The 25,944-nt window shown below is 61.0% G+C and carries 20 protein-coding genes; 12 read left to right on the plus strand and 8 right to left on the minus strand.

Features of this window, described 5'->3' with window-relative positions:
• Window positions 1-41: 41 nt before the first annotated feature.
• The 5 genes from C8N42_RS11375 to C8N42_RS11395 form a co-directional block, all read right to left on the minus strand.
• Window positions 42-1,109: a PEP/pyruvate-binding domain-containing protein gene (locus C8N42_RS11375; protein WP_211309180.1), complete on the minus strand. Its 1,068-nt coding sequence runs from the start codon at window positions 1,107-1,109 to the stop codon at window positions 42-44.
• Between the two features lie 2 nt (window positions 1,110-1,111).
• On the minus strand, window positions 1,112-2,344 hold the full coding sequence (locus tag C8N42_RS11380) for a cytochrome P450 (RefSeq protein ID WP_107816688.1): 1,233 nt from the start codon (window positions 2,342-2,344) through the stop codon (window positions 1,112-1,114).
• A gap of 97 nt (window positions 2,345-2,441) precedes the next feature.
• On the minus strand, window positions 2,442-3,881 hold the full coding sequence (locus C8N42_RS11385) for an AfsR/SARP family transcriptional regulator (RefSeq protein WP_245890065.1): 1,440 nt from the start codon (window positions 3,879-3,881) through the stop codon (window positions 2,442-2,444).
• A gap of 164 nt (window positions 3,882-4,045) precedes the next feature.
• Window positions 4,046-5,656 (minus strand): enterochelin esterase, encoded by a 1,611-nt coding sequence (gene fes, locus C8N42_RS11390; RefSeq protein ID WP_107816689.1) that lies wholly within the window; start codon window positions 5,654-5,656, stop codon window positions 4,046-4,048.
• Window positions 5,646-7,793 carry a TonB-dependent siderophore receptor gene (locus C8N42_RS11395; protein ID WP_170109276.1) on the minus strand — a complete coding sequence of 716 codons (2,148 nt, stop codon included), beginning with the start codon at window positions 7,791-7,793 and terminating at the stop codon, window positions 5,646-5,648. Before C8N42_RS11395 ends, fes begins: the two co-directional genes overlap by 11 nt.
• 190 nt (window positions 7,794-7,983) lie before the next feature.
• Between C8N42_RS11395 and C8N42_RS11400 the strand changes: the two genes are divergently transcribed.
• The 10 genes from C8N42_RS11400 (at window position 7,984) to C8N42_RS11445 (ending at window position 16,990) form a co-directional block, all read left to right on the plus strand.
• A complete protein-coding gene (locus C8N42_RS11400; RefSeq protein WP_107816691.1) occupies window positions 7,984-8,802 on the plus strand; it encodes a helix-turn-helix transcriptional regulator in 819 nt (272 codons plus the stop codon).
• Window positions 8,803-8,968: 166 nt separating this feature from the next.
• Complete coding sequence (locus tag C8N42_RS11405) at window positions 8,969-9,850, plus strand: helix-turn-helix domain-containing protein (protein ID WP_211309181.1); 882 nt, start codon at window positions 8,969-8,971, stop codon at window positions 9,848-9,850.
• A gap of 142 nt (window positions 9,851-9,992) precedes the next feature.
• Window positions 9,993-11,000, plus strand: a complete 1,008-nt coding sequence (locus C8N42_RS11410) for a TRAP transporter substrate-binding protein (protein WP_107816692.1) — start codon at window positions 9,993-9,995, stop codon at window positions 10,998-11,000.
• A gap of 99 nt (window positions 11,001-11,099) precedes the next feature.
• Window positions 11,100-11,591, plus strand: coding sequence for a TRAP transporter small permease (locus tag C8N42_RS11415; RefSeq protein WP_107816693.1), 492 nt, complete (start codon window positions 11,100-11,102; stop codon window positions 11,589-11,591).
• A complete protein-coding gene (locus C8N42_RS11420) occupies window positions 11,588-12,871 on the plus strand; it encodes a TRAP transporter large permease (protein ID WP_107816694.1) in 1,284 nt (427 codons plus the stop codon). Before C8N42_RS11415 ends, C8N42_RS11420 begins: the two co-directional genes overlap by 4 nt.
• 14 nt (window positions 12,872-12,885) lie before the next feature.
• Entirely contained in the window at window positions 12,886-13,728 is an 843-nt protein-coding gene (locus tag C8N42_RS11425; RefSeq protein WP_107816695.1) for a dihydroorotate dehydrogenase electron transfer subunit, read from the plus strand.
• The gene (locus tag C8N42_RS11430) at window positions 13,728-14,666 is read left to right on the plus strand and encodes a dihydroorotate dehydrogenase (protein WP_107816696.1); all 939 of its coding nucleotides are present in this window, start codon (window positions 13,728-13,730) and stop codon (window positions 14,664-14,666) included. Before C8N42_RS11425 ends, C8N42_RS11430 begins: the two co-directional genes overlap by 1 nt.
• Window positions 14,663-15,928, plus strand: a complete 1,266-nt coding sequence (locus C8N42_RS11435) for a Zn-dependent hydrolase (RefSeq protein WP_107816697.1) — start codon at window positions 14,663-14,665, stop codon at window positions 15,926-15,928. The genes C8N42_RS11430 and C8N42_RS11435 overlap by 4 nt, the downstream gene beginning before the upstream one ends.
• A 14-nt stretch (window positions 15,929-15,942) precedes the next feature.
• The gene (locus C8N42_RS11440) at window positions 15,943-16,647 is read left to right on the plus strand and encodes an orotate phosphoribosyltransferase (protein ID WP_211309182.1); all 705 of its coding nucleotides are present in this window, start codon (window positions 15,943-15,945) and stop codon (window positions 16,645-16,647) included.
• A 25-nt stretch (window positions 16,648-16,672) separates the two neighbouring features.
• Complete coding sequence (locus C8N42_RS11445; RefSeq protein WP_107816698.1) at window positions 16,673-16,990, plus strand: hypothetical protein; 318 nt, start codon at window positions 16,673-16,675, stop codon at window positions 16,988-16,990.
• A gap of 62 nt (window positions 16,991-17,052) precedes the next feature.
• Here C8N42_RS11445 and C8N42_RS11450 read toward each other — a convergent pair whose 3' ends face one another.
• Window positions 17,053-17,739 (minus strand): GTP pyrophosphokinase, encoded by a 687-nt coding sequence (locus C8N42_RS11450; protein WP_170109277.1) that lies wholly within the window; start codon window positions 17,737-17,739, stop codon window positions 17,053-17,055.
• A 198-nt stretch (window positions 17,740-17,937) separates the two neighbouring features.
• Here C8N42_RS11450 and ftsH point away from each other — a divergent pair, with 198 nt between their 5' ends.
• Window positions 17,938-19,839 carry an ATP-dependent zinc metalloprotease FtsH gene (gene ftsH, locus C8N42_RS11455; RefSeq protein WP_170109278.1) on the plus strand — a complete coding sequence of 634 codons (1,902 nt, stop codon included), beginning with the start codon at window positions 17,938-17,940 and terminating at the stop codon, window positions 19,837-19,839.
• 91 nt (window positions 19,840-19,930) lie between these two features.
• Here the strand turns inward: ftsH and C8N42_RS11460 are convergent, their stop codons facing one another.
• A complete protein-coding gene (locus tag C8N42_RS11460; RefSeq protein ID WP_107816716.1) occupies window positions 19,931-22,591 on the minus strand; it encodes an alpha/beta family hydrolase in 2,661 nt (886 codons plus the stop codon).
• A gap of 313 nt (window positions 22,592-22,904) precedes the next feature.
• On the opposite strand from C8N42_RS11460, the gene C8N42_RS11465 reads away from it, so the two are divergent.
• The gene (locus C8N42_RS11465) at window positions 22,905-25,553 is read left to right on the plus strand and encodes a cation-translocating P-type ATPase (protein WP_211309183.1); all 2,649 of its coding nucleotides are present in this window, start codon (window positions 22,905-22,907) and stop codon (window positions 25,551-25,553) included.
• A gap of 292 nt (window positions 25,554-25,845) precedes the next feature.
• Here C8N42_RS11465 and C8N42_RS22170 read toward each other — a convergent pair.
• Window positions 25,846-25,944, minus strand: a 99-nt coding sequence (locus C8N42_RS22170; protein WP_146168266.1) for a hypothetical protein, incomplete at its 5' end; no start/stop codon positions are given.

A 25,944-nucleotide genomic window follows, 5' to 3' on the forward strand; every position in this document is an offset into this window, starting at 1 on the left:
GTGTGCGTATGTGCGTGTGTGTTTTGAGTGGGGTCCGGCGTTCAGCCGCCGGACCCAATCGGATTGTTAAGCGCGCCCACGATGCCCATCATGCCCGTGGCATAGCTCATCTTCGGCTTCTCAACGGGTTTCTGCGACCAGACGGTCTCGGGTCGCGCCTGCAACGCCAGAAGGTTCTCCCCCTCCGGCAGATCGGCGTCGATGGCCCATTCCACATCCTGCGGACAGCCCTTGATGCGTTCCAGCCCCTTGGCAAGCTGTGCCACGGCAAGGATTTCCACATCCGTGAGACATTGCGCGGTGCGGCGCGGGCCTTCGATCTCGCGCTCCACCGTGGTTCGGGCCGCCGGGTCGGGCAGAAGTTCAAGATGTTTGTCGGAGATCTTGCGATCCACGATCTCCATCAACACCTTTTCGACCGAGTAATTGTCCGGTGTCACGACACCCGAAACCACAAGTTCCCCTAGACCGTAAGAGGCGTCGATCACGATCCGCGTGCGGTCGCCATTGAGCGGGTCGAGCGTCATCGCGACACCTGCGGCACGGGCGTTGACCATCTTCTGCACGGCCACGCTCATCAGCACCTCGATCTGACCGAGATTGTTCCGGCGCCGATACGCAATGGCCCGCGCGGTGAACAGAGAAGCCCAGCAATCGCGCACCTTCTCGACCACGGCATCCGCGCCGGTGACCCAGAGATAGGTGTCCTGCTGACCTGCAAAACTCGCATCCGGCAGGTCTTCGGCGGTAGCCGACGAGCGCACGGCAACCGGCATCTCATCGCCCAGCCTCGCATATTCAGACCGGATCGCGGCCTCGACCGCAGGCGGCAGCGGATGCGAGCGGAAGCGGATCTGGATCGCCTGTGCGGCGCGCTCCTGATCGGCAACATCGTCGAAGTTGAGCCGGGCGAGCTGGGCTTCGATCTCGGCCCTAAGCCCGGTCTCGTTCAGCATCGCCTCATAAGCGTCCGTCGTCACCGCATAGCCCGGCGGCACCGCCACTCCCGCTTGGGTCATATCGCCCAACGAGGCGCATTTGCCGCCCACACGGCCATGATCGGCCTCGGTGATGCAATCGAACGGCAGGATGAATTTCGTGTGTGTCATGCTCATGCTCCCCATTGGACATCCACCTTTGTCGGAACCCGGAAGGAAATGTTATGCAGGTAGCCGATGTCCTGTCCGTCTTTCAGTCGCATCTCCGGGAAGCGTTTTGTCAATTCACGAAGCATGATGCCGAATTCGAGTTTCGCAAGCTGCGAGCCGAGACAGAAATGAATGCCAAAGCCAAAGCTCAGATGATTGCGCGCGTTCTTGCGTGCCACATCGAACTGACAGCCGTTCTCGAACACGCTCTCGTCACGGTTGGCCGACCCCATGATCAGCAGGATGTCAGAGCCCTCCGGCACGGCCACGCCGCCGATTTCCGTGTCCGCCTTGGCCTTGCGCCGCCATGCAACGATGGAAGGCGAATAGCGCAGCACCTCCTCGGTCGCACTCGGGATCAGCGACGGATCGGCACAGAGCGCCTGCCACTGATCGCGATTGTTCATCAGCGAAATCACCCCGTTGGCCATCAGCGTCGTGGTGGTCTCATGCCCGGCGAAAAGCACGGAATACATCACGCCCGCGATTTCCTCGTCGCTGATCTCCGCCCCTTCGTCCTGAAGCCGCACCAGATCGGACGGCAGGTCGTCGCCCGGCGCGTCCTTGCGCGCCGCCACCAGAGCCCGGCAATAGGCCCAGTATTCGACCATCTTGTGCGCATGGGGGATCTGCTCCTCATCGCTGAGATTGCCCCAGGTCAGAAGCGCGCGACTTACCGCCCAGTCCTTGACCTTCGGCACATCCGCATCGGGAATGCCCATCAGGGTAAAAAGCACCAGCGCGGGCACCTCATAGGCGACCTCGCGGAAGAAATCGCAACCGCCCTGCGGTGCAACCTTGTTCAACTGACGGTCAATGATCGCCTCGATCTTCGGCTCAATCGACTTGAACCGGCGCGGACCGAAACAGCCCTGCACAATCTTGCGGATGCGGGTGTGATCGGGGGGCACCCGGGCCGAAAGCCCGGAATAGGCGGTAAAGCCGCCCTCCTTCATGATGCGCCTGCCCTCCTCGCACATCGGCCGCATCGGCGCTTGGGCGTTTTCCGAAGAAAAGGTCTGCCAGTCGTCGAACACGGCCTTGATCTCGGCGTGACGGGTGACGACGAAATAGCCGGTCGGTTCGTGAAAGAACACGGGGGCCTCGTCGCGCAGGTGTTTCCAGATATCATACGGGTCCTTGAGGTCGAACGGGTCGAACCCGTCCTCCCTGCGGATCATTTCCGCAACGCTCATCCTATATCCTCCCATGATGTGCGTTATGTGTGCGTTTCTGAAATCAGATTATATCTCTGGCTTTGGTTTTTCTTTGGGTATATTTTAAATTTTCAAATCAATTACTTGAAGAAAGTTCCCGGGCCAGTTTGGCAACCTCCGGCGCACCCTTTCCAAGCCCCATCCCTTCCAGATTCGCCAGATACTGCCGATGTTGCCGCAGCACCGTCTCGGGCCGCCCCTGGGCGTGGAAAATCCGCATCGCCTCGGCATGGGCAATCTCCGAGATCGGGTCCATCGCCAGCGCCTTCTGGCAACAGTCCAGCGCTTCGCGCAGCCGCCCCTTGCGGCGCAATATTTCCGCCTTGTCGCGCTGCACCTTCACCGCCATATCCCGCAGCCAGACCCGGCGCGGGATCAGCCAGTCTTCCATCTCGGTCTCGGTGTACTCGCTGGGAATATCTTCGAGCAGATCGCCGGAATAGAGCTGTGCCGCCGTGTTGAGCACCGTCATCGCCTCCTCGTCCTGCCCCGATTTCGCCAGCGACTTGGCGCGGTTGCAAAGTTGTTCGAAACTCGAAATGTCGATCCAGGACCCAGGCGGCGGGGCGAGGCTGTAATATTCGCCATTGCGCAACACGAAGCCCTTGCCGCCGAGCGTCTTGCGCAGCATGGCGATGGCGTGGTGCAGCCGGGCGCGTTTGGTGTCTTCCTCCGGCTCATCCGGCCAGAGAAGCTCCGCAAGCTGATCCGCCCGCGCGCCCCGCTCTCCACAGTGCAACAAATAGGCAAACAGCGTTTTCGACTTTTTCGGCGCGCTGCCGGGAATGTCCCATTTGATCTGGCTGCTGTCGGCGCGATAAATCCGCAGCCGACCGAAACAGCGGATTTTCCACGCCTCCGCCGTGCCCGTGGGCGGTCTGATCCGGCGCGGGGTCTGCAACCAATGCGGGTTCGCGCCGGTCGCGGCATCGTCCACCACGCGGGTGTAGACCTCCGTCTCCTGATAATCCGGCACCAGCCGTCCGATCAGATAGAGAATCTGTTCCGTCAGGGTGGCGCCGTTCAGATAGGCGGGCGGCAACCAGTAGGGGTTGTCGAAAAGCCCCGAGGGGGCAAGAAAATGACTGTGCGCGCGCAGGGCGGAGAGCAACTGATCCTCGATCATCAGATCGCGGTCATAGATCGACAGGATGCCGACCCCGTCCGCCCGCGCAATCTGGTCGCAAACCGTACCCCAGTTCTCGAAATTCGCCGTAGCCGAGACCGTACCATGGCCCCAGCGCATATCCACGACAATCAGCGCCGCGCCGCTTTCGGCCACCGTGGCCCCAAGAGTCTCCCGAATTTCGGCGAAACGGATCGGAATGCCATCGAAACCTGCCGCATTGTAGCTCAGCCGCATATCTGCGCTGAGGAAATCCGCCAACGCCGGGTCGTCGGAGACCAGTACCATCGGATGAGACACGGGCAGGCGCGCCAGCGCCGCAGACAGGAATCCACCGCCCTGCCCTCCGATGATCACCGAGGCATTCGGACATTCTTCGGTTTTCTCCACGCACCCCTCCTCCCGGCTTGCGACCCCGACCGCGCAAATGCTGCGCGAAGACGGTGCCGGGAGACAAGGGGCGACAGAGGAAATTTCATCGCGGCCCGGAGCTTTTCGGCGTCGCCTTCTGTGCCATGGCCGTCATCATCCCCGGAAACCGGGCCTTCTCAGGCTCAGGGAGGTGCGGTCCCGAACAGGTTCAGCAAACCCTCGGCCAGCGCCCCGCGCCAGATCAGGTAATCATGGCCACCGGCATATTCGCGATAGCTCAGATCGACCCCGGCCATCGTCAGGATATCGCGCAGATGACGGCTGGTTTCGAGGATCGAAACCTCCCCCGGCAGACGCGCCGCCTCGTAGAGACCGGCAGACATCCACAAGCGCACATCCCGAGGCGCGTCTTCCATCCAGAGCCGCGACATATAGGGTGCCCCCTGCCCCGCATCGCCCTCCGGTGCCCACCAGAAAGACCCCGAGAGAATGATCGCATTGCCGAAGACCTCGGGCCGCTCATGAACGAACCAGGCAGAGGCCAGCCCGCCATAAGAGGAGCCCGCCACGACGGTGCGCGCGGGGCTTAGAGGCAGACCCAGATCACGGGACACATGCGGCAGGATTTCATCGGACACCGCCGCAAGAAACGTAGGGTTGAGCGGCAACTCCCGTCTGCGGGTCTCACTGTCGAGCGGGTCGATCAGAACCGCGACCACCGGCGGCAGTTCCCCCGCCGCGATCAGCCGATCGAGAATCTCGGGCACCGGCGCGCGTGGAGTCTGATAGGCAGGGCCATCGAACAGGACGAGCAACACGGTCTCCGGGTCCGAGGGATCGAACCCCGCAGGCGTATAAACATCGACCCGGCGGGTATTGCCCAGCGCCTCGGAGGTGAAATCGAAGGACGAAATCGCACCGCGCGCGACAGGCAAGACCCCAGTCATCCCCGGCTGATCCGGCGCGTTCGGCAGAGAAAGTTCCGAACGCTGCGCCCAGATGTCGGAGGCCTCGGGATAAATCGGATAACGATTGAGCGGGTCGGCCTGAAGTGTCGCGAGCAGCGCCACCCGGTTCTCCCGCGCCGTGCCCGCGAATTGCGGCACATCGGGCGCAATGCCATAGGTCAGGCGCAGGCTGTCAGGCACCTCGAAGGACGCGAACCAGACATCACTGTCGCCCAGTCGTGTCATCCAGACATGATCAGAAGCGGGCGCCCCCCAGAGCCGGACGTTTTTCTCCGCCCCGCGCCACAGAAAGGTCACGATGACATGGCCCTCGTGCCCGGAAGGTTCGATCATGGGCGTGCCTTCACGCATGCGATCCTGCCAGAAGGCCCCTGTCGTACCTCCCTGCGCCAGATGATCGGACAGGGTCGCCATGGTGGGGCTCAGCAAAGGCGCGGGTGGCATACCGGTCAGCGCTTCTTGTTCAAGAACCCTGTCGATCATGAGGGTCACGGGGCCCGTCTCCTGCCCGCGCGCCAGCATCCCCGCAGCTCCGTCCGGCACCACGAACTGAAAACCCGCGTTGCCAGTGCTGGCATCGAGCAGGCGGCGGATCGGCGCTCCGGTCTCCGAGATCAGGCTCAGATCGACCGGGATTTTGCCACTGTCGAGATGGCCGATCACATAGCTGCCGGGCGCAATGGAAAGGGGAAAGCGATAGCTTTCCCCGGAAACGATCTGCGCCGTTTCTGCAAACGGTTCGACCATAGGTTTCATGGCTTCCCCATGCACAGGATCGGTAAGCGCCGCCAGAACCAGCAGCGCTCCCAGAAACTTACCACTCATAGCTCACGCTCGCCTGAAGGTTGCGCCCCTCGCCCAGCCAGCAATAGCTGCGCACACAGGAGGCGACATAACGTTCGTCGGTCAGGTTTTGGATCGACAGTTTGGCGTTCACCCCTTCGGCCGAGGGCCAGAGCGCGCCGAGATCCACCCCGAAACCCGCATCGAAAAGCGTATAGGACGGCACGGACAGGGTATTGGCGCTGTTGGCATAGCTGCTGCCGGTGTAGCGCGCACCCAGCGAGACGTCGAAGGCGTCATTGACCGCATATTTCACCCAAAGCGCCGCCTGTTCGGTCGGCACGGCGTAGAAGGTGTTGCCCTTGTCATCCCCCGTCTCATAGGTCGCATCGGTGTTGAAATAGGAGCCGATGACGGAGAGACGGTCGGTCAGTTCGCCACGCGCTTCGATCTCGAAGCCCTTGGAGCGGATTTCCCCGATCTGCACGGTTTCACTGGTCACCGGATCGCTTTCGGTGATGTTCTTTTTCGTGATGTCGAAATAGGCCGCCGAGACAAGGAAGCGCCCATCGGAGGATTGCCATTTCGCCCCGACCTCCCATTGCTCGCCCGTGGTGGGCTCGAATGTCGCCTCACCACTGTCATCGAGCGAGGTAACGGGTTCGAAAGAGGTCGAGTAGCTCAGGTAAGGCACAAGACCGAAGGCCGTGGTATAGCTCACCGCCGCGCGCCCGGTGAAGGCCTCGTCCTCATAAGTGCCGGTATGAACCCCGTTTCGCGTGGCGACGGTTTCGGTCCAGTCATACCGCCCGCCTAAAAGCACCGCCCAATCGCCGAAGGTGATCCGGTCCTGTGCAAAAAGTCCGGTCTGGGTCAGGTCCGAGGTGGAGGTATAGCTATAGCCATCGAGTGTCATCGCCGCGATGTCAGCCGCATCCGGGTAGTTCATATCCACAACGCTGAAGATATAGGTGTCCGTCGCGGAACGGGCATAGGAGCTGTCGACCTCGTTCTTGAGATAATCCATCCCGAAGGTCAGTTCGTGGGTCAGCCCACCGGTCTGCACCTGCCCGGAAACCTGCACATCCCCCGCGAGGGTTTGGGCGCTGTCTTCGCTCAGGAAACGGTAGAGATAAAAGTCGCTGTCATCGGTGCCGTAATCAACCGGATCCCACATGCCGACCTGGGTCTGGCTGATCTCAAGTTCCGTGTAGCGCAGGCTGTGATCAAGCGTCCAGCCATTGGCGAACTCGTGGGTCAACTCGTAGCCCAGCGATTTGGTCTCGCGCTCGACGCTGTCGTAATCCGGGGCGTAAGACTGAAAATCGTCGTCCAGCAGAATGCCGTCCTCGGTCGGCTTAACGATGCCGTAATAGGGCATGAAGCCCCGGTTCCCGGCATCCGGTTCATTCTGATAAAGCGCGGAAAGGGTCAGTGTCGTGGCCTCCGACACTTGCCATTCCAGCGAGGGGGCTATGAAAAAGCGGTTCTGATCGAAATCGCCTTGCAGGTTTTTCTGCCAGGCGGAGCCGACAAACCGGTATTTCAGACGTCCTTCGTCATCGAGATCACCCTGAAAATCGCCACTGAACCGCACGTACTCGTCCGAGCCCACGGCCAGCTCCACCCTGTTGCCCTGATCCTCGGTGGGCTTTTTCGACGACATGGCGATCAGCCCCCCCGGCGTCACCTGTCCGTAGGCCACGGAGTTCGGCCCCTTCACCACCTCGATCCGTTCGAGATAGAACGGGTCGAGCTGAGCATGGATGCCCTGGCCGAAAGACAGGCCATCGAGAAATTTCGGCACGAAGGTCCGGTCGCCGAAGCCCCGAAGCTGAATTTCGTCGCTCAGGTTCGAGGTTCCGCGATACTCGGCGGAAACACCGGCGGTATAACGCAGCGCTTCTGCCACGGAGGTCGCCCCCTGATCTTCGATCTGATCCTGCCCGATCACATTGACGGTCACCGGCGTCTTCACCAGTGCAATGTCGCTGCCGGTGGCCGAGGCGCTTTGCCCCGCGGCATAGCCTTCCACCGGCCCGTCGGCCTCTTCCGTAAGCCCTTCTATCAGGATTTGCTCCAGTTCGACCGTCTCCTGCGCCAAGGCTGGCGCGACGATTGCGGTGGAGGCCATCAGGCTGGCAAGGGTCAGGGCCACGCCCCGTGTCATCTGTGTCATGATGCGCATCTGTCCGTTTTGGCCGCACTTTGGCGCGGGCTGGCCCTGAGCTTGCCCTGGCTGCGCGGACTATCTTGAGTTATTTTGTCGGACTTCATACTGTCGCACACGAGTCAGGTCCATATCGGACAGCTTGGCCGCAGCGACTTTCACCTTTGCGCAAACGACATCAACAGCGGAACACAACACCATGAGCGTAGATCGCTTTCCCGGAGAATTTCGCATCGGCGTGCTCGACCAGAACAAAGACAGGGTCGAAGACGGCGCGGTTCAGGAACTGGACCCAAAATTTCAACTTCTCATCCTGTTGAGCGGACAGCATGTGTTCACAATCGGACAGCAGAAGGTCGATCTGGACGCCCGCCAGACACCCGACGCGCTGATGATGAGCATCCGGCATCCCACAACGCTGCGCCATGTCGAAAGTTTCGGACATCCCTATCGCAAACTGGCCATCGCCACGCCACTGGGCTGGGTCGCGGAGATGGGCGGACTGCCGCGCGGTCTGCAAGGGAGTGGCAACAGCATCCGGCACTGGCGTCCGGACAAGGAAACCGTCCGGCTCGCCACCCAGATCATCGCCCCGCCCCCGCAGGCATTCGGTGCGCAGACCGGGCTTTACCGCATGTCGCGCGGGCTGGAACTTTTGCGGCGTCTGCTGACGCAGGAGCAAAGCGCACAGCTCCCCCCCGCAACGATTGCCGAGCGCACGCGGCTACACCTGCTCGACCACTTGTCACAACCGCTCAACATGGCGCATCTTGAGCACGAAATGGGACTGAACCGACGCTCGCTCCAGCGACAGTTCAAAACCGCCTATGGTCTCACGATCCGCGATTTCCTGCGGCGCGAACGTCTGGCCCAGGCGTATCGCGCCCTGAGCGAAGATGGCGCCACGATCGCCCAGGCGGCCTATCTCGCGGGCTACACCACGCCGGAAAATTTCACCACCGCCTTTCGCCGCACCTATGACATCCTGCCCGGTATCCTGCGCAACCAAACCCTCTGAACAGCCGGTTTTCTGAGATTTTGACGAAATTTTCACCAGACACGGTTTCGAAATCACCCTTGCGACATCGGGAAAAGCGTGATTGTCTCAAGTTTGAGACAATTCTTCATGCCGCCCTCTTAGGTCAGGCACATCGAGACACAAACAGATTTCAAGCGAGCCCACTGTGGAAGAGACGCACATCAATTTCCAAGACATCGGCGCGCGCCTCAAGGCCCATCGCCTTGGCCGCAATCTCTCTCCCGAGGACCTTGCAGCCCGATTGAACATCTCCCGCGCCGCGCTCTATCGAGCCGAAAAGGGCGAGATCACCAAGATCGACATGCTCTCGGCCATCGCGAACGAACTTCATGTGTCACTGCCGAGCCTCTTGGGCGTCGGCATCGAATATGTCGATAATGCGCTGAGTTTTTTCGAGCGCATGCGCCAGATCGAGGAGGATTGCGACCAGATCATCGGCCTGTTCAGCCCGATCTCCTATCTGGTGACGACCGACCGCTACGACGCCGTGCTCAAGGATGTGTTAAGCGAATCCGTCCCCGCCTCCGAACATCAGGACATTGCGAAAATCCTCGAAATCCTCAGAAAAAGAAAGCAGCGCTTCGCCCAGAGACGCCCCTTGCTCGCCTCGATCATTTCCGACGCGGACATTCGCAAATTTCTGCGCGAGGGCCTCGAAGGCAGCCCGGAGCTTGCCCCCGATATCCGCGAACAGCGCCGCAAGATGGCGCTTGCCGAGGTGCGGCATATCGTTGAAATGCTGCGCGCGCCCGACATCGGCATCCAGATCGGGGTTGCCCGCGAACCGATCCCCTCGACCTCGTTCCAGATCATGCGTCAGGCCGGGCGCTCGATCCTGACGATCAGCCCCTTTCGCCTCGGCCACAACCCGAATATCCGCATCGGTGTCGGTCTGATCACCTCCGCCCCTGAGGCGCTTGAATTGCATGAAGGTATTGCGGAGCGGTTGTGGAACAGTTCGCTCAAAGGTCGGGAAGCGGCGGAGCATGTCGAAGACCTGATCGCGCGCGAGGGCGTCAAAGCCTGAAATTCAGCCCAAAATTTCAGCGGAAAAATAAATCATCCGGTCAAAATCACATTTCGTCTCATTTTTTAGACTTTTTTATTGACCTGACCTCCGCTTTCGGGAGTCTATGATTTCCAGAACCAAACCAACTCGGGAGCCCTTCATGTCTCAACCCAAAACTCTTCTGTCCGCCGTGCTGCTGGCCGGGCTCGCCATCGCCAGCCCCGCGCTCGCTCAGGACTACGTGGCCCGCATCGGCCATCTCGAAAGCACACAGCAAAGTCGCCACATCCATCTTGAAAAGGTGGCGGAGCTTGTCTCCGAACGCACGGACGGCGATGTGGAATTCCAGATCTTCCCGCAGGGCCAGCTCGGCAATCAACGCCAGATGAACGAGGGTGTGCAACTCGGCACGCTTGAGGGCACCGTCGCCCCCGCAGCCTTCCTCGGCGGTTTCAACCCGCTGGTGTCGATCCTCGACATCCCCTACCTGATCCCCGAAGACGCCGCAAAAGCCGAAGCGCTGCGCGACGGCCCCTTCGGTCAGGCGCTGCTCGACAGTTTCTCGGACAAGGGCATGGTTGCCATCGACCTCTGGCCCAACGGCAAGAAACAGTTCACCTCGAACGAACCGCTCGACACGCTCGCCGATTTCGCCGGTCAGAAATTCCGCGTCATGGACAGCTCGATCCTGATCGAACAGTTCAACGCGCTCGGCGCCTCCGCCATCGCGCTGCCCTTCGGCGAGCTTTACACCTCGCTGCAAACCGGCGTCGTGGACGGCGAGGAAAACCCGCTCGACACGATCAAGGCAATGAAGTTCTACGAGGTACAGAAAAACCTCGTGGTCTCCGATCACGGCGCGATGGAGGATGTGATCCTGTTCAACCCGATGTTCTGGGACAGCCTGCCGGAGAATTACCAGACCATCATCAAGGACGCCTTTGCCGAAGTGATCCCCGATCTGACCGCGCATAAGGCTGCCGCCGTCGAAGCCGCGCTTGAGACCATCAAGGAAGCCGGCACCAATGTGCGCGTCGCCGATGAAACCGAGCGCGCCGAGTTCCGTGATGTGATGTTCGGGCCGGCCTCCGAGGCCTATGTCGCCAAGACCGGCGAAGCAGGCCAGAATCTGCTCGACATCTATACCGAAGCCTACGGCGCGCTCTAAACCCCTGACGGACCCGGTTCCCCTTCCGGGTCTCTCTGCTCCGCGCCCATTCAGAACTGGGTGCGGAGCTCTCCTTCCACGGTGATCGAAAGCCCTCTCATGCAAGCTCTCAATCTGCTCCGAACGGTCGAAAGAACCGTTCTCATCGCCCTTTTCCTGATCATGGTGTTTCTCTACACCGGCTCGGTCGTGACCCGCGAAATCGGTGGCACATTCGCCAGCCGTTTTGCCTGGATTGAAGAGGCCGTGCGGATCATGAACCTGTTTCTTGTGTTTCTGGCGCTGGGACTGGCGCTGGAGCGGGGCAAGCATGTGGGGATCACCAATCTGCGCGACCGCCTGCCCTCACCCGCACTCAAGGCCCTTCTGAAACTCATTGATTTCGTTGGACTTTGCATGAGTCTCTATGTCGCATGGCTGGCGCTCGATCTGGTGCAGTTCGTCCTTAAATCCGGCCAGAAATCCCCGACCCTCGGCGTCCCCATGGGCGTGATCTACCTCGCACCGGTCGTGGGTTTTGTGCTTCTGGGCCTGCGCTACGGGCTGAGCCTTCTGGGCCTCATTGACCGCTATCGGGAGGCCGCCGAATGATCTTCGCCCTCATCATCGTTCTCGCCATCGTCCTTCTGGTCGCGGGATTCGAGATGCTGCTCGTCCTGAGCATCCCGGCACTCGCCTATAAAGAAGCCTTCTACGCCCGCCTGCCCGACGCAGCGGTGGTGCAGAAGATCGTCGGCGGCATCGACCACTCGACACTTCTGGCGATCCCCTTCTTCATCTTCGCGGCCAACCTCATGGGTTCCGGCCAGATCGCGCGCCAGCTCATCAGAGTCGTCAAGGCGCTCGTCGGCCACACAAAAGGCGGCATGGGACACGTCGTCGTCGGCGGCAGCATGGCCTTCGGCGCGGTCTCCGGCTCCGCCCCCGCAACCGTCGCCGCCATGGGCCGCATGGTCTACCCGGAATTGCGCCGGGCGGGCTATTCCGACAAATTCAGCCTCGGACTTTTGGTGTCCTCGGCGGAAACCGCGCTTTTGATCCCGCCCTCCATCACGCTGATCGTCTATGGCTGGATCACCGGCACTTCGATCTCGAAGCTTTTCGCGGGCGGTCTCGCCGTCGGCCTGCTGCTTGGGTTCGCCTTCTCCGTCTACGTCCGCATTCAGGCGGCGCGCGATGGTGTCCAACACGACACACGCCTGCCATGGCCCGCGCGGCTCAAAGCGATCTGGGAGGCGAAATGGGCGCTCGGCATGCCGGTGATCATCCTGGGTGGCATCTATTCCGGCATCATCACCCCCACCGAGGCCGCCGCCGTCAGCGTGGTCTATGCGATCCTCGTCGAAATGTTCGTGTTCCGCGCGCTCGATCTCAAAGGCCTCGCCAAAATCACCGAAGACAGTGCGGTGAACACCTCGATCATCTTTGTGCTTTTGGCCATGGGCGGACTGATCTCCTTCTTCGTCACGCTGGCGCAAGTCCCCAATGAGATCATCGCCTTTCTGGAAGCCTCCGGCGCGGGCAAGATCACCTTTCTGATCGCGGTCAACGTGCTGTTCTTCGTGGCGGGCATGTTCATCGACCCGAACTCGACACTTCTGGTTCTGGTCCCCCCGCTCTACCCGGTCGCCATGAGTTTTGGCATCGACCCGGTGCATTTCGGCATGCTGGTGACGCTGAACGTCAGCCTCGGGATGATCACGCCGCCCTTCGGGCTCGATATTTTCGTCGCCTCCTCGACGCTGAATAAACCCGTGGCCGACATCATCCGAGGGGTCTGGCCCTTCGTGCTGGTGAACCTGATCGTGCTTCTGCTCATCACCTATATTCCGCAAATCTCCCTCTTCATTCCCAAGCTGATCTACGGCTGAGAAAAGGCAGACAAATGACCCAGATTCCGACCGTTGTGTCCGTCCCTGTGCCGCAGGGGCTCCGGCCCCGCTGTTCCGAAGCCACCTGTCTCGTGCGCTCCAATACGCCCGTGAACGGTGAATACCGCCGACTGGTGCTTGAGGCCCCCGAGGCCATTCTCGACTGCCAGCCGGGCCAGTTTTTCCAACTGCTCTGCCCCGCCCCCAAGGGCGAGCATCCGTTCCTGCGCCGACCGATGAGCATCTATGGCTATGACAAGGCCACGGGGCGTCTGGAGTTTCTTTACAAGGTTACCGGAGCCGGGACACGAGGTCTCGCGACTCTGCGCCCCGGCGATGCGTTCAACGTGCTCGGCCCGCTGGGACACGGGTTCTCGATGCCCATTGAGTGGCAGAACCTCATGCTGGTCGCGCGCGGGGTCGGGCTTGCCACTCTCGCCCCTCTCGCGCAAATGGCGCAGGAGAAGGGCCGCAAGCTGACCGCGATCTGCTCCGCCCGTCGCCCCGAGCTTGCCATGTCCGTCGGCCTGTTCGAGAGCTTCGGCGCCGAGGTGATCGTTGTCCACGATCAGGACGGCAGTTCCACACCGGAAGCGCTACGCCCGCTCATCGAATCCCGGATCGCACAAGGCATGGTCGACGCCTTCTACACCTGCGGCTCCTCGCGCCTTTTGCGCCTGCTGCAAGACCTCGGGGACACCCACGGCATCCCCGGCGAGATTGCCATGGAACAGCAAATGGCCTGCGGTCTCGGCATGTGTCAGGCCTGCGTGCGCAGTTTCCGGGTTGGCGACCGCATCATTCAGCGCCGGGTCTGCCGCGAAGGCCCGGTCTTCCCCATTGCGGAGGCGATCTGATGAAAGACCTGCACCCCGTCGATCTCAGTGCCCACATCGGAACGCTGACGCTCAAAAACCCGATCATGCCCGCCTCCGGCACCTTCTCCGAGGACCTCGCGGATGTGTTCGATCTCGATGTCTTGGGCGCGCATGTGCTCAAGACCATCATGCACGGCACCCGCACCGGCAATCCGACGCCCCGCGTCTGTGACATGCAATCGGGCATGATCAACGCCATCGGCATTCCGTCGAAAGGCATCGACCATTTCCGCGACGAGATGCTGCCCTACTGGGCCGCCTTCAAATCCCCTCTGGTGGTGTCGATCTCGGCGCATTCCGTCGATGAATTCGCGCGGCTTTGCGGCGAGGTCAGCCTACCGGGCGTCACCGCCATCGAGGCCAATATATCCTGCCCCAATATCGAGGCCGACGGCAACGCCTTCGCCATGCGGCCCGACACGACGCATGAGGTCGTCACCCGCCTGCGCGCGGAAACCGATCTGCCGCTCTGGGCCAAGCTCACGCCCAACACCGGTGAGCCGGTCGAAGTGGCCCGCGCCGCCGAAGCCGCCGGCGCCGACGCGCTCGTGACCGCCAACACCATGCTCGGCATGTCCATCGACATCGGCAGCCGCCGTCCGCGCCTCGGCAATGTCATGGGCGGCATGTCGGGTCCGGCGATCAAGCCCATCGCGCTTCGGATGACCTATCAATGCGCGCGGGCCTGCGACATTCCGGTGATCGGCTGCGGCGGGATTGCGACGCTGGACGATGTGCTCGAATTCCTCATCGCGGGTGCGCGTGCGGTGCAGATCGGCACCGCGACCTTCCAGTCGCCCACCGTCATGGCCCGTCTCATCACCGAGCTTCATGGCTGGATGACGGAACGCGGCATCGCCACTCTGGACGAAATCATCGGCAGCATCGAAGCCCCCGAGGCCGGGGTGTTCGAATGAAACACCACCGCACCGAAGACCTGGCCGCTCTGGCCTCCGAGATGTTCGAGGACATTCGCGCCCTCTCCGCCGATGCCGCAGGGGTAAGCCGTCCGGCTTTTTCCGCCAGGGAAACCGAAACGCTGTCCTATCTCGCCGAACGCGCCCGGACGGAAGGTTTGTGCGTCACTGAAGATTTGGGTCGTAACCTTTTGTTTTCTCTTCCAGAGCATGAAGATTCCGATAGGTTCACCATGATCGGCAGCCATGTGGATTCCGTTCCCATGGGCGGCAATTACGATGGGCTGGCCGGTGTGATCGCCGGGCTGGTGGTGTTGATCGCAGCACGACGCGGCCTGCGCGCGCTCTCCCGTCCAGTCAAGGTTCTCGCCATGCGCGGAGAGGAAAGTGCGTGGTTCGGGGCATGTTACATCGGCTCAAAACTGCTGACCGGCACATTGCCCGAGGGCGAATTTCATGCCGCGCACAAGGGTGACAGGCGGTCGCTCGGCGCGCATCTCGAAGCCCTCGGCATCGACACCGCGCCGATCCAAGCGCAAGAACCGCTCTGCGATCTGAGCCGGATCGAGGCCTATCTTGAGTTGCACATCGAACAAGGCCCGCTTCTGGTCGAACGCAATATCCCCGCCGCCGTCGTCACCGGCATTCGCGGCAATTTCCGCTATCGTGACATCCATTGCATCGGTCAGGCCGGTCACTCCGGCGCGGTGCCGCGCGCCTATCGCCACGACCCGGTTCTGGCCTTTGCCGAGCTGATGCACCGGCTCGACAGCACATGGCAGCACCTGCTCAACACCGGCCAGGATCTCGTTCTCACCTCCGGCGTCGTCGGCACCGATCCGACGCGGCATGCGATTGCCCGCATCCCCGACGAGATCACCTTTTCCCTCGACATCCGGTCGCAGGACGCAGGCACGCTCGATCAGATGCGCCGCTATCTCAAGGACGAAATGGCCGACATCGCCCGCTCGCGCGGCGTGCGTTTCGAGCTTGGTCCCGAGGTCGCCGTTGCCCCTGCCCTGATGGACCCGGCACTGGTCTCGGGACTTGAACGCGCCATGGCGTCCGTCACGGGAGAGGCGTTCTCCATGGCCTCGGGCGGCGGTCATGACGCGGCGGTGTTCGCACAGGCGGGCGTGCCCTCCGGCATGGTCTTCGTGCGCAACCGCAACGGTTCGCACAATCCCGACGAGGCGATGGAGATCGCCGATTTCATGGTGGGCGTGGACATCCTCGCCAGTTATATGGAGGCCGCATCATGAAGGAGCCTCACATCATGTCTTCAACCATGCCCTTAAGCCCCGAAACCCGCACCGATTTCGCCCGACGCACGGCGCTTGCCCTTCTCGATATTCGCGCCGTCGAAGTGGCGGAAACACGTCCTTTCATCCTGTCCTCAGGGATTGCGAGCCCGGTCTATATCAATGTGCGCAAGGTCATCTCCGTCCCTGCGGTGCGTGAAAAACTCATGGGCTTTGCCTCCGAGGTGATCGACGCCGAGATCGGGCGCGACCGGATCGACGCCATCGCCGGCGCCGAGACCGCGGGCATTCCCTTCGCCGCCTGGATCGCCGCCGAGACCGGACTGCCGATGCAATATGTCCGCAAACGGGCGCAGGGTTTCGGCCCCGAGGCGCATATCGAAGGGATATGGGAACCCGGCCAGCGCGTGCTTCTGGTCGAGGATCTGACCACCGACGGGGCCTCGAAACTGCGGTTCTGCGAGGCGCTGCGGGCTGCTGGTCTTGTCGTGCGGGACGTGTTCATGCTGTTCCAGTATGACATCTTCCCCGAAACCCGCGCCGCGATGGAGCGTGCGGGCATTCGCCTTCATGCGCTGGCCACCTGGAAAGACATTCTCGACGTGGCCCGCGCGCATGACCGTTTCACCCCGGAACAGCGCGACACCATTGCCGCTTTTCTCGACGCCCCGCTGGACTGGTCTGCCGCCCATGGTGGTGCCCGCAGCCTGACGTTTTAACCCCCGATGTTTTAAGGAGACACCGATGTTCACCTTCCTCCTCGATCTGATCACCGAAAAAGGCCGTGGCATTCACGCCTATTCCGCCGTCGCGAAAGCGGCATTCGAACGCGCGCTGGCGGAACCGGACCACGCCGCCGCCTTCTATTTCCTCGCCACGAGTGCCGAAACCTTCGTCGACCGTCACGAACGCCAGCCTTTGTCCAGCGAAGAGCTCGAACAGAATTTCATGGCCTTTCAGGACGACATCCGCGCGCTCGAAGCGGTGGCACAGGACAGCAAGGCCGAACAGCTGGCGGTCCTCAACGCGATCGTGAAAGCACGGATAGCCCGCACCCGCTGAACCTGACAGCAATGCGGCAGAGCGGTTCGGCCTCAGCCAACAGACCGCTCTGACCGTTGTGCCTACGACTGCTCCCGCCTTGCCCGGATACGGCGCTCTCGGGCCGCAACGAGAGATGCAATCGTCACATCGCCTTGCCGCATCAGACGCCCAAGCTCGGCAAGGTGATACTTCTCCTCCTCCGAAGGGGCACCGAGTTCGGACTTGTAGCCTATCCCGTGTTCGATCTCGTTCCAGACATTGGCGATCAATGTGCACACCTGCACCTCGCAACTCAGATCCCCGAGGCTCTCGTATCCGCCCGGCAGAAACTCATCGGGCAGACTGACCTGGGCATGAATCGCCCAGTAAAAATTCTGATTTTCGGGGGTCTTCTTGTCCTTGCGGTCCACCTCGATGTCGCCTTGCCCATGAGGCCCGCGAAATACGGCGGGAAGTCGTGCGATAATCTCTTCGCAATCCTCTTCCAGATACGCGGAGATGCGCACGCCTGCGATATCCCTGATATCGGCGAAAATATCATCCACGGTCTGATAATGGCGTTTGCCCTCATTCCTGAAACGCTTGAGTTTGCTCTCAAAGGATTTCTCGCTTTTCACCCGAAACGTCACCTGAGCCCGGATGGCATATCGTTCGCACACATCCTTCCGGCATATCTCGGAAACACGATCGGCGAGTTTCACAAACCGGTCCCGCTCGCGCCGATAACGGGCGACAGCCTCGGGGATCAGTTCCAGCTTGAAGGTCATCGGGGTCTCTCGAATGATACGCGCCAAACATCGCACTGCGGATATGGCTCCGCAAGCGGGATGGTGATGCGTCGGCGACATCGCGTTTCGAGGCGAACCGATGCTGCCCGCATTCGGATACCGGCACAGGGCATTGACATAGGTCATCGCCCAACGGGAGGATATTCCTGAAAATGTCGCTCACATGGAGGAGAAGGCATGGCAAACGCAGCACCGCACCCGCCCGGCGATGGCGAGCCACCCAGATCCGGACAATGGATGACGATTGTCTCTTGGGCATTATTCATCATCGTGCTCTTGAGTTTCATGCTCAACGCCCCCGCCGACAGCTATCAAAACGTGTCCTATACGGAAATCAAACAGATGATCCGGAGCGGCGAAGCGCGACAAGCGTTGCTTGAGGACCATGCCATCACAATCGACACGAGCGAGACCGGTGACGAGGCCCCGCAAAAATACCGTGCGGTCACGCCCTCTCAGGGCGACCCGGAGCTTCTGCCTTTGCTTGAAGCGCAGGACGTCGAGATCACGGCACAAGCACCAAAGGGCACATCGCTCCTCAGCTATTTCCTGCCGTGGATACTGATCCTCGCATTATATTTCTGGTTTCAGCGGCGCATGATGGGCCAGATTGGCGACGGGTTTGGCCAGGGAGCGGTCGGCAATCTCTTCAGTGGCCGGTTTTCAAAGCCCAGCACATCGACGAAACGCACGACGTTCGCCGATGTGGCGGGACAGGATCAAGCCAAAAAGGAAGTCGCCGAACTTGTGGAATTCCTACGTGAGCCCGAGCGGTTCCAGAAGGTCGGCGCGGAAGTGCCCCACGGTGTCCTGTTGATGGGACCGCCGGGCACCGGCAAGACGCTTATGGCCAAAGCTCTTGCCGGAGAAGCGGATGTCCCGTTCTTTTCGACCTCGGGCTCGGAGTTCATAGAGGTCTTTGTCGGGGTCGGTGCGGGGCGGGTTCGAAAAATGTTCGAGGCCGCACGCAAAGCGGCCCCCGCCGTGATTTTCATTGATGAGCTCGACAGCATCGGGCGGACACGGGGAACCGGTCTTGGCGGAGGACATGACGAGCGCGAGCAAACTCTCAACCAGATTCTCGCGGAACTTGACGGGTTCGACGGTAAGGAGGCGGTCGTCGTCCTCGCGGCAACGAACCGCCCTGACGTACTTGACCCGGCCCTCTTGCGACCGGGGCGGTTTGACCGGCATGTGACACTGAACCTCCCCGACCGTGCTGCGCGCAAAGCCATTCTCGACATTCATGCCCGCGATCTGCCTCTGGACGATCCGGGCAACCTCGATGACATCGCGGGGGGCACGCCGGGATTTTCGGGCGCCGACCTGAAGAACCTGCTGAACGAGGCCGCGATCAACGCGGCGCGCCGCAGCGCCGGTTCGATCACCGCACAGGATTTGCAGGAGGCCCGCGACAAAGTCCTGATGGGCACTGTGCGCACTCTGGCCATTCAGCCCGAAGAAAAACATCGCCTCTCGGTTCATGAGGCGGGCCATACGATAGCTGCATATTTCACGCCGGAGGCAGATCCGCTCTACAAGGTCACGATCATTCCTCGCGGTCAGAGCCTTGGCGGCACGCATATGCTGGAGCGCGAAGAGCATCACACTCTGTCTGAAAGCTATCTGCGCGCCCAGTTGATCATCCTTCTGGCAGGGCGCGCCGCAGAAAAGAAACTTCTGGGAACGGTGAGTTCGGGGGCCGACGATGACATCAGGCGCGCCACTGCGCTGGCACGTTCGATGGTCGCGCGCTGGGGGATGAACGACGATCTGGGGCCTGTCGATCTGAGCCAAAGCCAAGATCATCCCTTCCTTGGCCAGTCGATTGCGCAGCCACGCGAACACGCGGACGCGACCGCCGCTCAGGTCGATGACGAGGTCATGAAGCTTTTGAAACGCGCCGAGAAGGCAGCCACAGATATCATCACTGCGCACGAGCGCGGGATGCGCGTCCTGATCCGGGAACTGGAGGCCATAGAGGTCTTGAACTTCGAACAAATCGAGGCCTGTCTCAGCTCAGGCGGCAAGGAAACACCAAGGCTTCCCGAGACCGTATCCTGCACGGAAACGACCTGATCGTTTCCTTTCGCGAAAACTCGCGATAGATGCCAGCGATCACGGCGCCACGACGGCCTCTGCGCCAACCGCATTCCATATCCGGCCCGGCTCATAGCCCGAAAGGATAAGTCTCATCAGCGCCCTCTGACATTTCGACCGGTATCGGGGTTATGGCTTTTGTCTGATCGAACCAAACGAACGCGTCATACTGATCCGGAAGGGTTGCATGGGAATAATGGCTCCAGCGTTCCGTTTCAGGGCGATAAATGACCCCGATGTAGCGTTCGAGATACGGTTCGGAAAGCGCACGACGGAGTGCGGGAGACACCCGCTCGCCGAAATCAAGAAGAAAGCGGGGTTCTCCGACCTCATGGCACAGCGCTTCGAAACTGTCCGATCGTGAGGGGCGCACCGTTTTCACCTCCATCGGCGCATCCCATTCCGACGCGGCGGCCACCGTGCCCGCATGCGTGCCGAACCCGATCAGCGCAGCATCCTTCCCGTAGGTTTCGCGACAGAGCTGACCGATATTCAACTCATTCCGGGCCCGTCCCATATCGGTGAACCGCGCATCGCCGATATGGGAGTTATGAGCCCAGACGACGGCCTTGGTATCGGGGCCCATCTGATCGAGCGTGCGTACGAGTGTTTCGAACATATGACGGTCTCGCAGATTCCAGGTTTTATGCGAGCCGTAATACATCACACGATAATAGCGTTCGGCATTTGCAATCAGACGCGCATTCTGAACCGCATCGAAGAAGTCATCACCGTCCCTCGCGGAATAGCTGAGTTCTTCTTCCAGAAGCCCGAGCAGGTTTTGCAACACCGGCTCCTCACAAAGCGCATAACCGCGACTGAGGGAGGCCCGGCCATAAGTCGCAAGCTGATGCGACCACGGGTCGATACATTCGTAGCGGGTACGCGCCTCCTTCGCCGCTTGCGGATCAACCCTTTCGAGATAGTCCAGCACCGCAGCCATCGACGAGGTCATGCTGTACAAATCGAGCCCCCGGAACCGGACCTGTTCCCCCACAGGCAAATCGGTGTTGTGACGTCGCAGGAAGGCGATGAAATCCTCGACCTCGCGATTGCGCCACATCCAGACCGGAAAACGCGAAAAGGGTGGCTTGTGCGACGGTCTTGGCGGCAGATCCCGAATGTGACGGTCAATGATTGCCGCGTCAGGCCAGTCGCCTTCGATGGCAACAAGGGTGAAACCGTGCTTTTCGATCAATCTCTGTGTGATCGCGGCCCGTGCACGATAGAATTCCGAAGTCCCGTGCGAGGCCTCGCCCAGCAGGACGATCTTTGCTGCGGCGTATTGATCGAAGACTTCGGCGAACTCCGGTGTTTCGGGTGCTGGCAAAGCGTGCATGGCACGGCGTATCGCGGCAACAATATCCGCTCTGTCCGTCAGGTGCCGCTCCTCTTTCGGATGCACCGTCTCCGGAGGCAAACGAAGATGATGCGCGAACCAGTCCGCTGCCATCTCCGACACCGTTTCGAGTTGCCCCACCCCATCGAAGAGATGCCCCGCATCCGGGACGATCTTCAGCATCGTCTCACAAGAGAACTGGCCCTGCGCCTTGCGATTGAGTGCAATCACTTCGTGATCGTCGCCCCCCACGATCAGCAATGTGGGGGCGGTCACATCCGCAAGATGCCCGCCCGCCAGATCCGGTCGACCGCCTCGGGAAACGACGGCACCGATCCGCTCCTGAAGCTCGGCGGCGGCGACAAGAGCGGCCCCCGCCCCGGTGCTTGCGCCGAAAAGACCAAGGGGCAGGTCTGCGACATCAGGCTCGGAACCGACATAGAGCACGGTATCGACGATGCGTTCGGCGAGTTTCGCAATATCGAAGACATTGCGCCGATCTTCGGCCTCTTCCGATGTCAAAAGGTCGAAAAGCAGCGTGGCAAAACCATATGCGTTCAGCGTCTCAGCCACCGAACGATTGCGCGGGCTGAGACGGCTCGACCCGCTGCCATGAGCAAAAAGCACAAGCCCGCGCGGATCGACCGGGACCGTCAACTCGCCCTCCAGACCGTAGGGCGGGACGGACACGGTACGGCGCATCGACATCGACCGGACGGGCGCGGCATCCAAGTGCCTTTCCCATCCTTCCCGCAGAAGACTGACCGCCTCCTCATCAGAGAGTTGATGGAAATCCTCATAAAACGCTCCGACACCGTAAAATGGGCGCGCCGGATTGAGACAGAGCACATAATCCGCCAATTCTTCGAATTCCGGCAGCACATAGACGGGCGCGACCGGAACCGCGATCACGACACGCGCCGCGCCTTGTTTCTGAAGCCCGAGCAAAGCGGCTTTCATGCTTGCACCGGTTGCCAGACCGTCGTCGACGAGAATGGCGGTGCGCCCTTTGGCCGCGATTTGTTTGCGGTCCCCGAGATAGCGGGCACGCCGCCGTTCAAGTTCTTTCAACTCCTGCGCCCGCATCCGTTCGAGATAGCTTGCATCGGCGTGGGAACTCTGCCGGACAGTTTCGTTAATAACGGTCTGTGGATTTTCTCCGTCAACGATGGCACCAAGCGCAACCTCCGGCGCGCCCGGGGCTCCGATTTTGCGGACGAATATCAAATCGAGAGGGGCTTCGAGCGCCTTCGCAACTTCAAGCGCGACGGGGATGCCGCCCCGTGGAAGGGCATAAACGACAGGGCGCTCCAAGCCCATGTCCGCAAGTCGCTCTCCCAACAACCGTCCAGCCTCAGAACGGTCTTTGAACCGGTCGCCATCATAAGACATGCCATCCTCCCCTTCATGCGACACCTGTCACGCAGTTCAGGCCCACGCCATTCCAGTTCTTTTAAGTGTAACACAGAGCAAGGCACCTCCGGTTGATGTCGCGCAATGTGAGCCCTGAGGAAGATCGGAGGACAGGAGAATACCTTGTGGCGCCTGCGATCATGAACGCGGACACGCTCTCGCTGTCCACGTGGATGGCAACATACAATATGCCGCAACCATACCGGCCTAAATTTGATCGAAGTTATTGGCTCACCCCGAATTTTTTCCTAGCTTTCTCACATCTCAATGTTGCGAGTCAGGAGACCGCAAAGTGCCCCGGCAAAACGATTCAGGCGTCTGCTATCACGCGCAGACAGGAGAGCACGTCCTTGCGGAGTTTGGGGTGACGGCTGGCAAAGGGCTCTCCGAATCCGAGGTCCTGCACCGGCGCGCGCGTTTCGGTCCGAACACGCTTGCAACCAAACGCAAGGTCGGAATCGTCACCCTCCTCCTGAGGCAGTTGCAAAGCCCCGTCGTTTTCCTTCTGGCCGGTGCGGCGGTGCTCGCTGCGTTGTTCCGGGAAGTGGAAGAAGCGGTCGCCATCGTGATCGTCCTCGGCCTCAACACACTCATCGGGTTCTTCACCGAATTCAAAGCCGCCCGTTCCATCGAGGGGCTGCAAGCTCTCGAAACCCTCAAGGCGCGCGTGCGCCGCGACGGGCATGACAGAATGATTCCCGCCGACGAACTGGTTCCGGGAGACATCGTTCTGCTCGATGCAGGCGATGCCATTCCCGCGGATTTGCGATTGATCGAGGGGGCAAACCCGCAGGTCGACGAATCCACCCTGACCGGCGAATCCGTGGCCGTCGCCAAAGACGCAGCCCCGGTGCCGGAAGCCGCAAGGCTGGCGGATCGGAATTCCATGCTGTTCAGGGGAACCGCACTGACCGCCGGAAGTGCGCTCGGCGTCGTGACGGGAACCGGGCTTGCCACCGAAATCGGTCAGGTCTCCAAACTCGTCGCAGAAGCGGGCGCAGGCACGTCGCCGATCGAAAAGAAACTGGCCCATCTCTCCTCCCAACTCGTCTGGGCCACAGTGGCCCTGACCCTATTGATCGCCGGGATCGGCATTCTGACCGGCAAAGATGCGTTTTTGATGGCCGAGGCGTCCATTGCTCTTGCCGTGGCTGCCATCCCCGAAGGTCTGCCTGTCGTCGCAACGCTCACCCTGGCCCGGGGCATGTGGCGGATGGCGCGCCAGAACGCGCTGGTCGAACACCTGTCAGCCGTGGAGACTCTGGGGGCGACGACCGTCATTCTGACCGACAAAACCGGGACGCTTACCGAGAACCGGATGACCGTCCGCCGGTTTTGGCTGCCTTCGGGAGAGGTGAGCACGAACAGCACGTCAGAAGGGAGCAAACCCGGAGACGATGCACAGCTTGCCGCTCTGGTCAAAGTCGCCGTTCTCTGCAATGACGCGGCCCTCGACACGCCCGAGGCGGAGGGCGCAGGCGATCCCATGGAGGTGGCGTTGCTGCGTGCCGGTCTCGAAGAAGGACATTCCCGCAAGGACCTTCTGATGCGATACCCCGCTGTGCGGAAGGTGGCTTTCGACAGCACCAGCAAACGAATGGCCACGGTCCACAGGCACGACAACGACTATCTCTACGCCATCAAGGGGGCGCCCGAGGCGGTGTTGCAAAGCAGCCATTTTATTTCACCGGAGGGGCAACTCGCACCCCTTGGACCGGAAGATCAAAAAATCTGGCTCGAACGGGCTGCGGAACTTGCGCACCACGGTTTGCGCGTGTTGGCCTGCGCGGCCAAAGCGGAGACCAGACCGGATGCCGCGCCATATGAAGGCCTGACGTTTCTCGGACTGATCGGGCTCGAAGATCCGGCTCGCCGCGATGTGCCCGGCGCGATCGAAGCCTGTTACCGTGCGGGCATCCGGGTTGTGATGGTCACCGGTGACCATGTGGATACGGCGCGCAGCATTGGCAGGACGGTCGGGCTCCGCTGTGAGGCAGACAATGTGGTCGAAGGCGTCGAAGTCGCCCAGTTGACGGCCAATGGCACGGATGACTTCGCCCGGATCGGTATTTTCGCACGGGTGAGCCCGAAAGAAAAACTCGACCTCGTGCGTGCCTATCAGGCATCAGGCGAAATCGTCGCGATGACCGGAGATGGCGTCAACGATGCGCCGGCACTCCGTCAGGCGGATATCGGCGTCGCGATGGGTTTGCGCGGGACAGATGTGGCCCGCGAGTCTGCTGCAATGATCCTGCTCGACGACGCCTTTCCGACCATCGTTGCCGCGATCCGCGAAGGGCGGGTCATTTTCGGCAATATCCGCCGTTTCGCCGCCTATCTTTTGGCCTGCAATCTCACGGAAGTGCTGGTTGTCGGGATCGCGGTGCTGCTGTCGCTGCCCCTCCCGATCCTGCCGTTGCAAATCCTCTATCTGAACCTGATCACCGACGTTTTCCCCGCCTTTGCACTGGCCCTCGGCGAGGGCGAGGGCGATGTGCTCGACAGACCGCCCCGCAACCCGCGAGAGCCCATTCTGGGACGCGCGCAATGGGTCCGGCTTGCCACGCAAAGCCTGATGATGAGTGCCGCCGTTTTCGGAGCCATGTGGATCAGCACATCTCTGAGCTTCAGCCCGGAAGCAACCGTGACCGTCACCTTCCTTACCCTCGCCTGCGCCCAGCTTTGGCAGGTGTTCAATATGCATTCGGGCAGAGTGCCTTTATTCAATAACGAGATTACCCGAAATCCGTGGATATGGGCCGCACTCATCCTTTGTATGGTCCTTCTGGTCATCCCGGCCTATCTGCCCGCACTTGCGAACATTCTTGGCCTCTCGGCCCCGGACGCGACGATGTGGACGCTTATTCTCGGCCTGAGCGCGCTACCGACAGTTTTCTGGCAAACCATGATGCGCCTTCGGCCCCAGAAATCCAAAGCGTAAACTGAGCTACGGGATGACGTAGGTGAAATGGGAGAGGCAAATTCTCGGCGCGGGTGTTGGGTCAGCGCGCCGTTTACTGACGATGCGCATTCCCGATTTGACGTAACGCGACGCCGTAGGATCGGAGTTTGTCGGTTACCCTGCTTTTCTTAACAATTTCAGCCCCGCTCTCTTGTCCCGTGCCTTCATGACAAAACTCTCCAACACCTTTCAACCCGTCGCAATCGGCGGAGATGTGACTTCCGGCACCCCTGATCGTCAGCCCCCCCCCCGCGCTGGCGGTGTGCGGGTTTCAGCCCTTTTCGCCCTGTCCGCGGGCGTAGACGTCTTCGTAGCGGATGATGTCGTCCTCGCCCACATAGGAGCCGGTTTGCACCTCGATCAGGACCAT

Source organism: Celeribacter persicus (genome assembly GCF_003050785.1).
In the GTDB taxonomy this organism is placed as follows: Bacteria; Pseudomonadota; Alphaproteobacteria; order Rhodobacterales; family Rhodobacteraceae; genus Celeribacter; species Celeribacter persicus.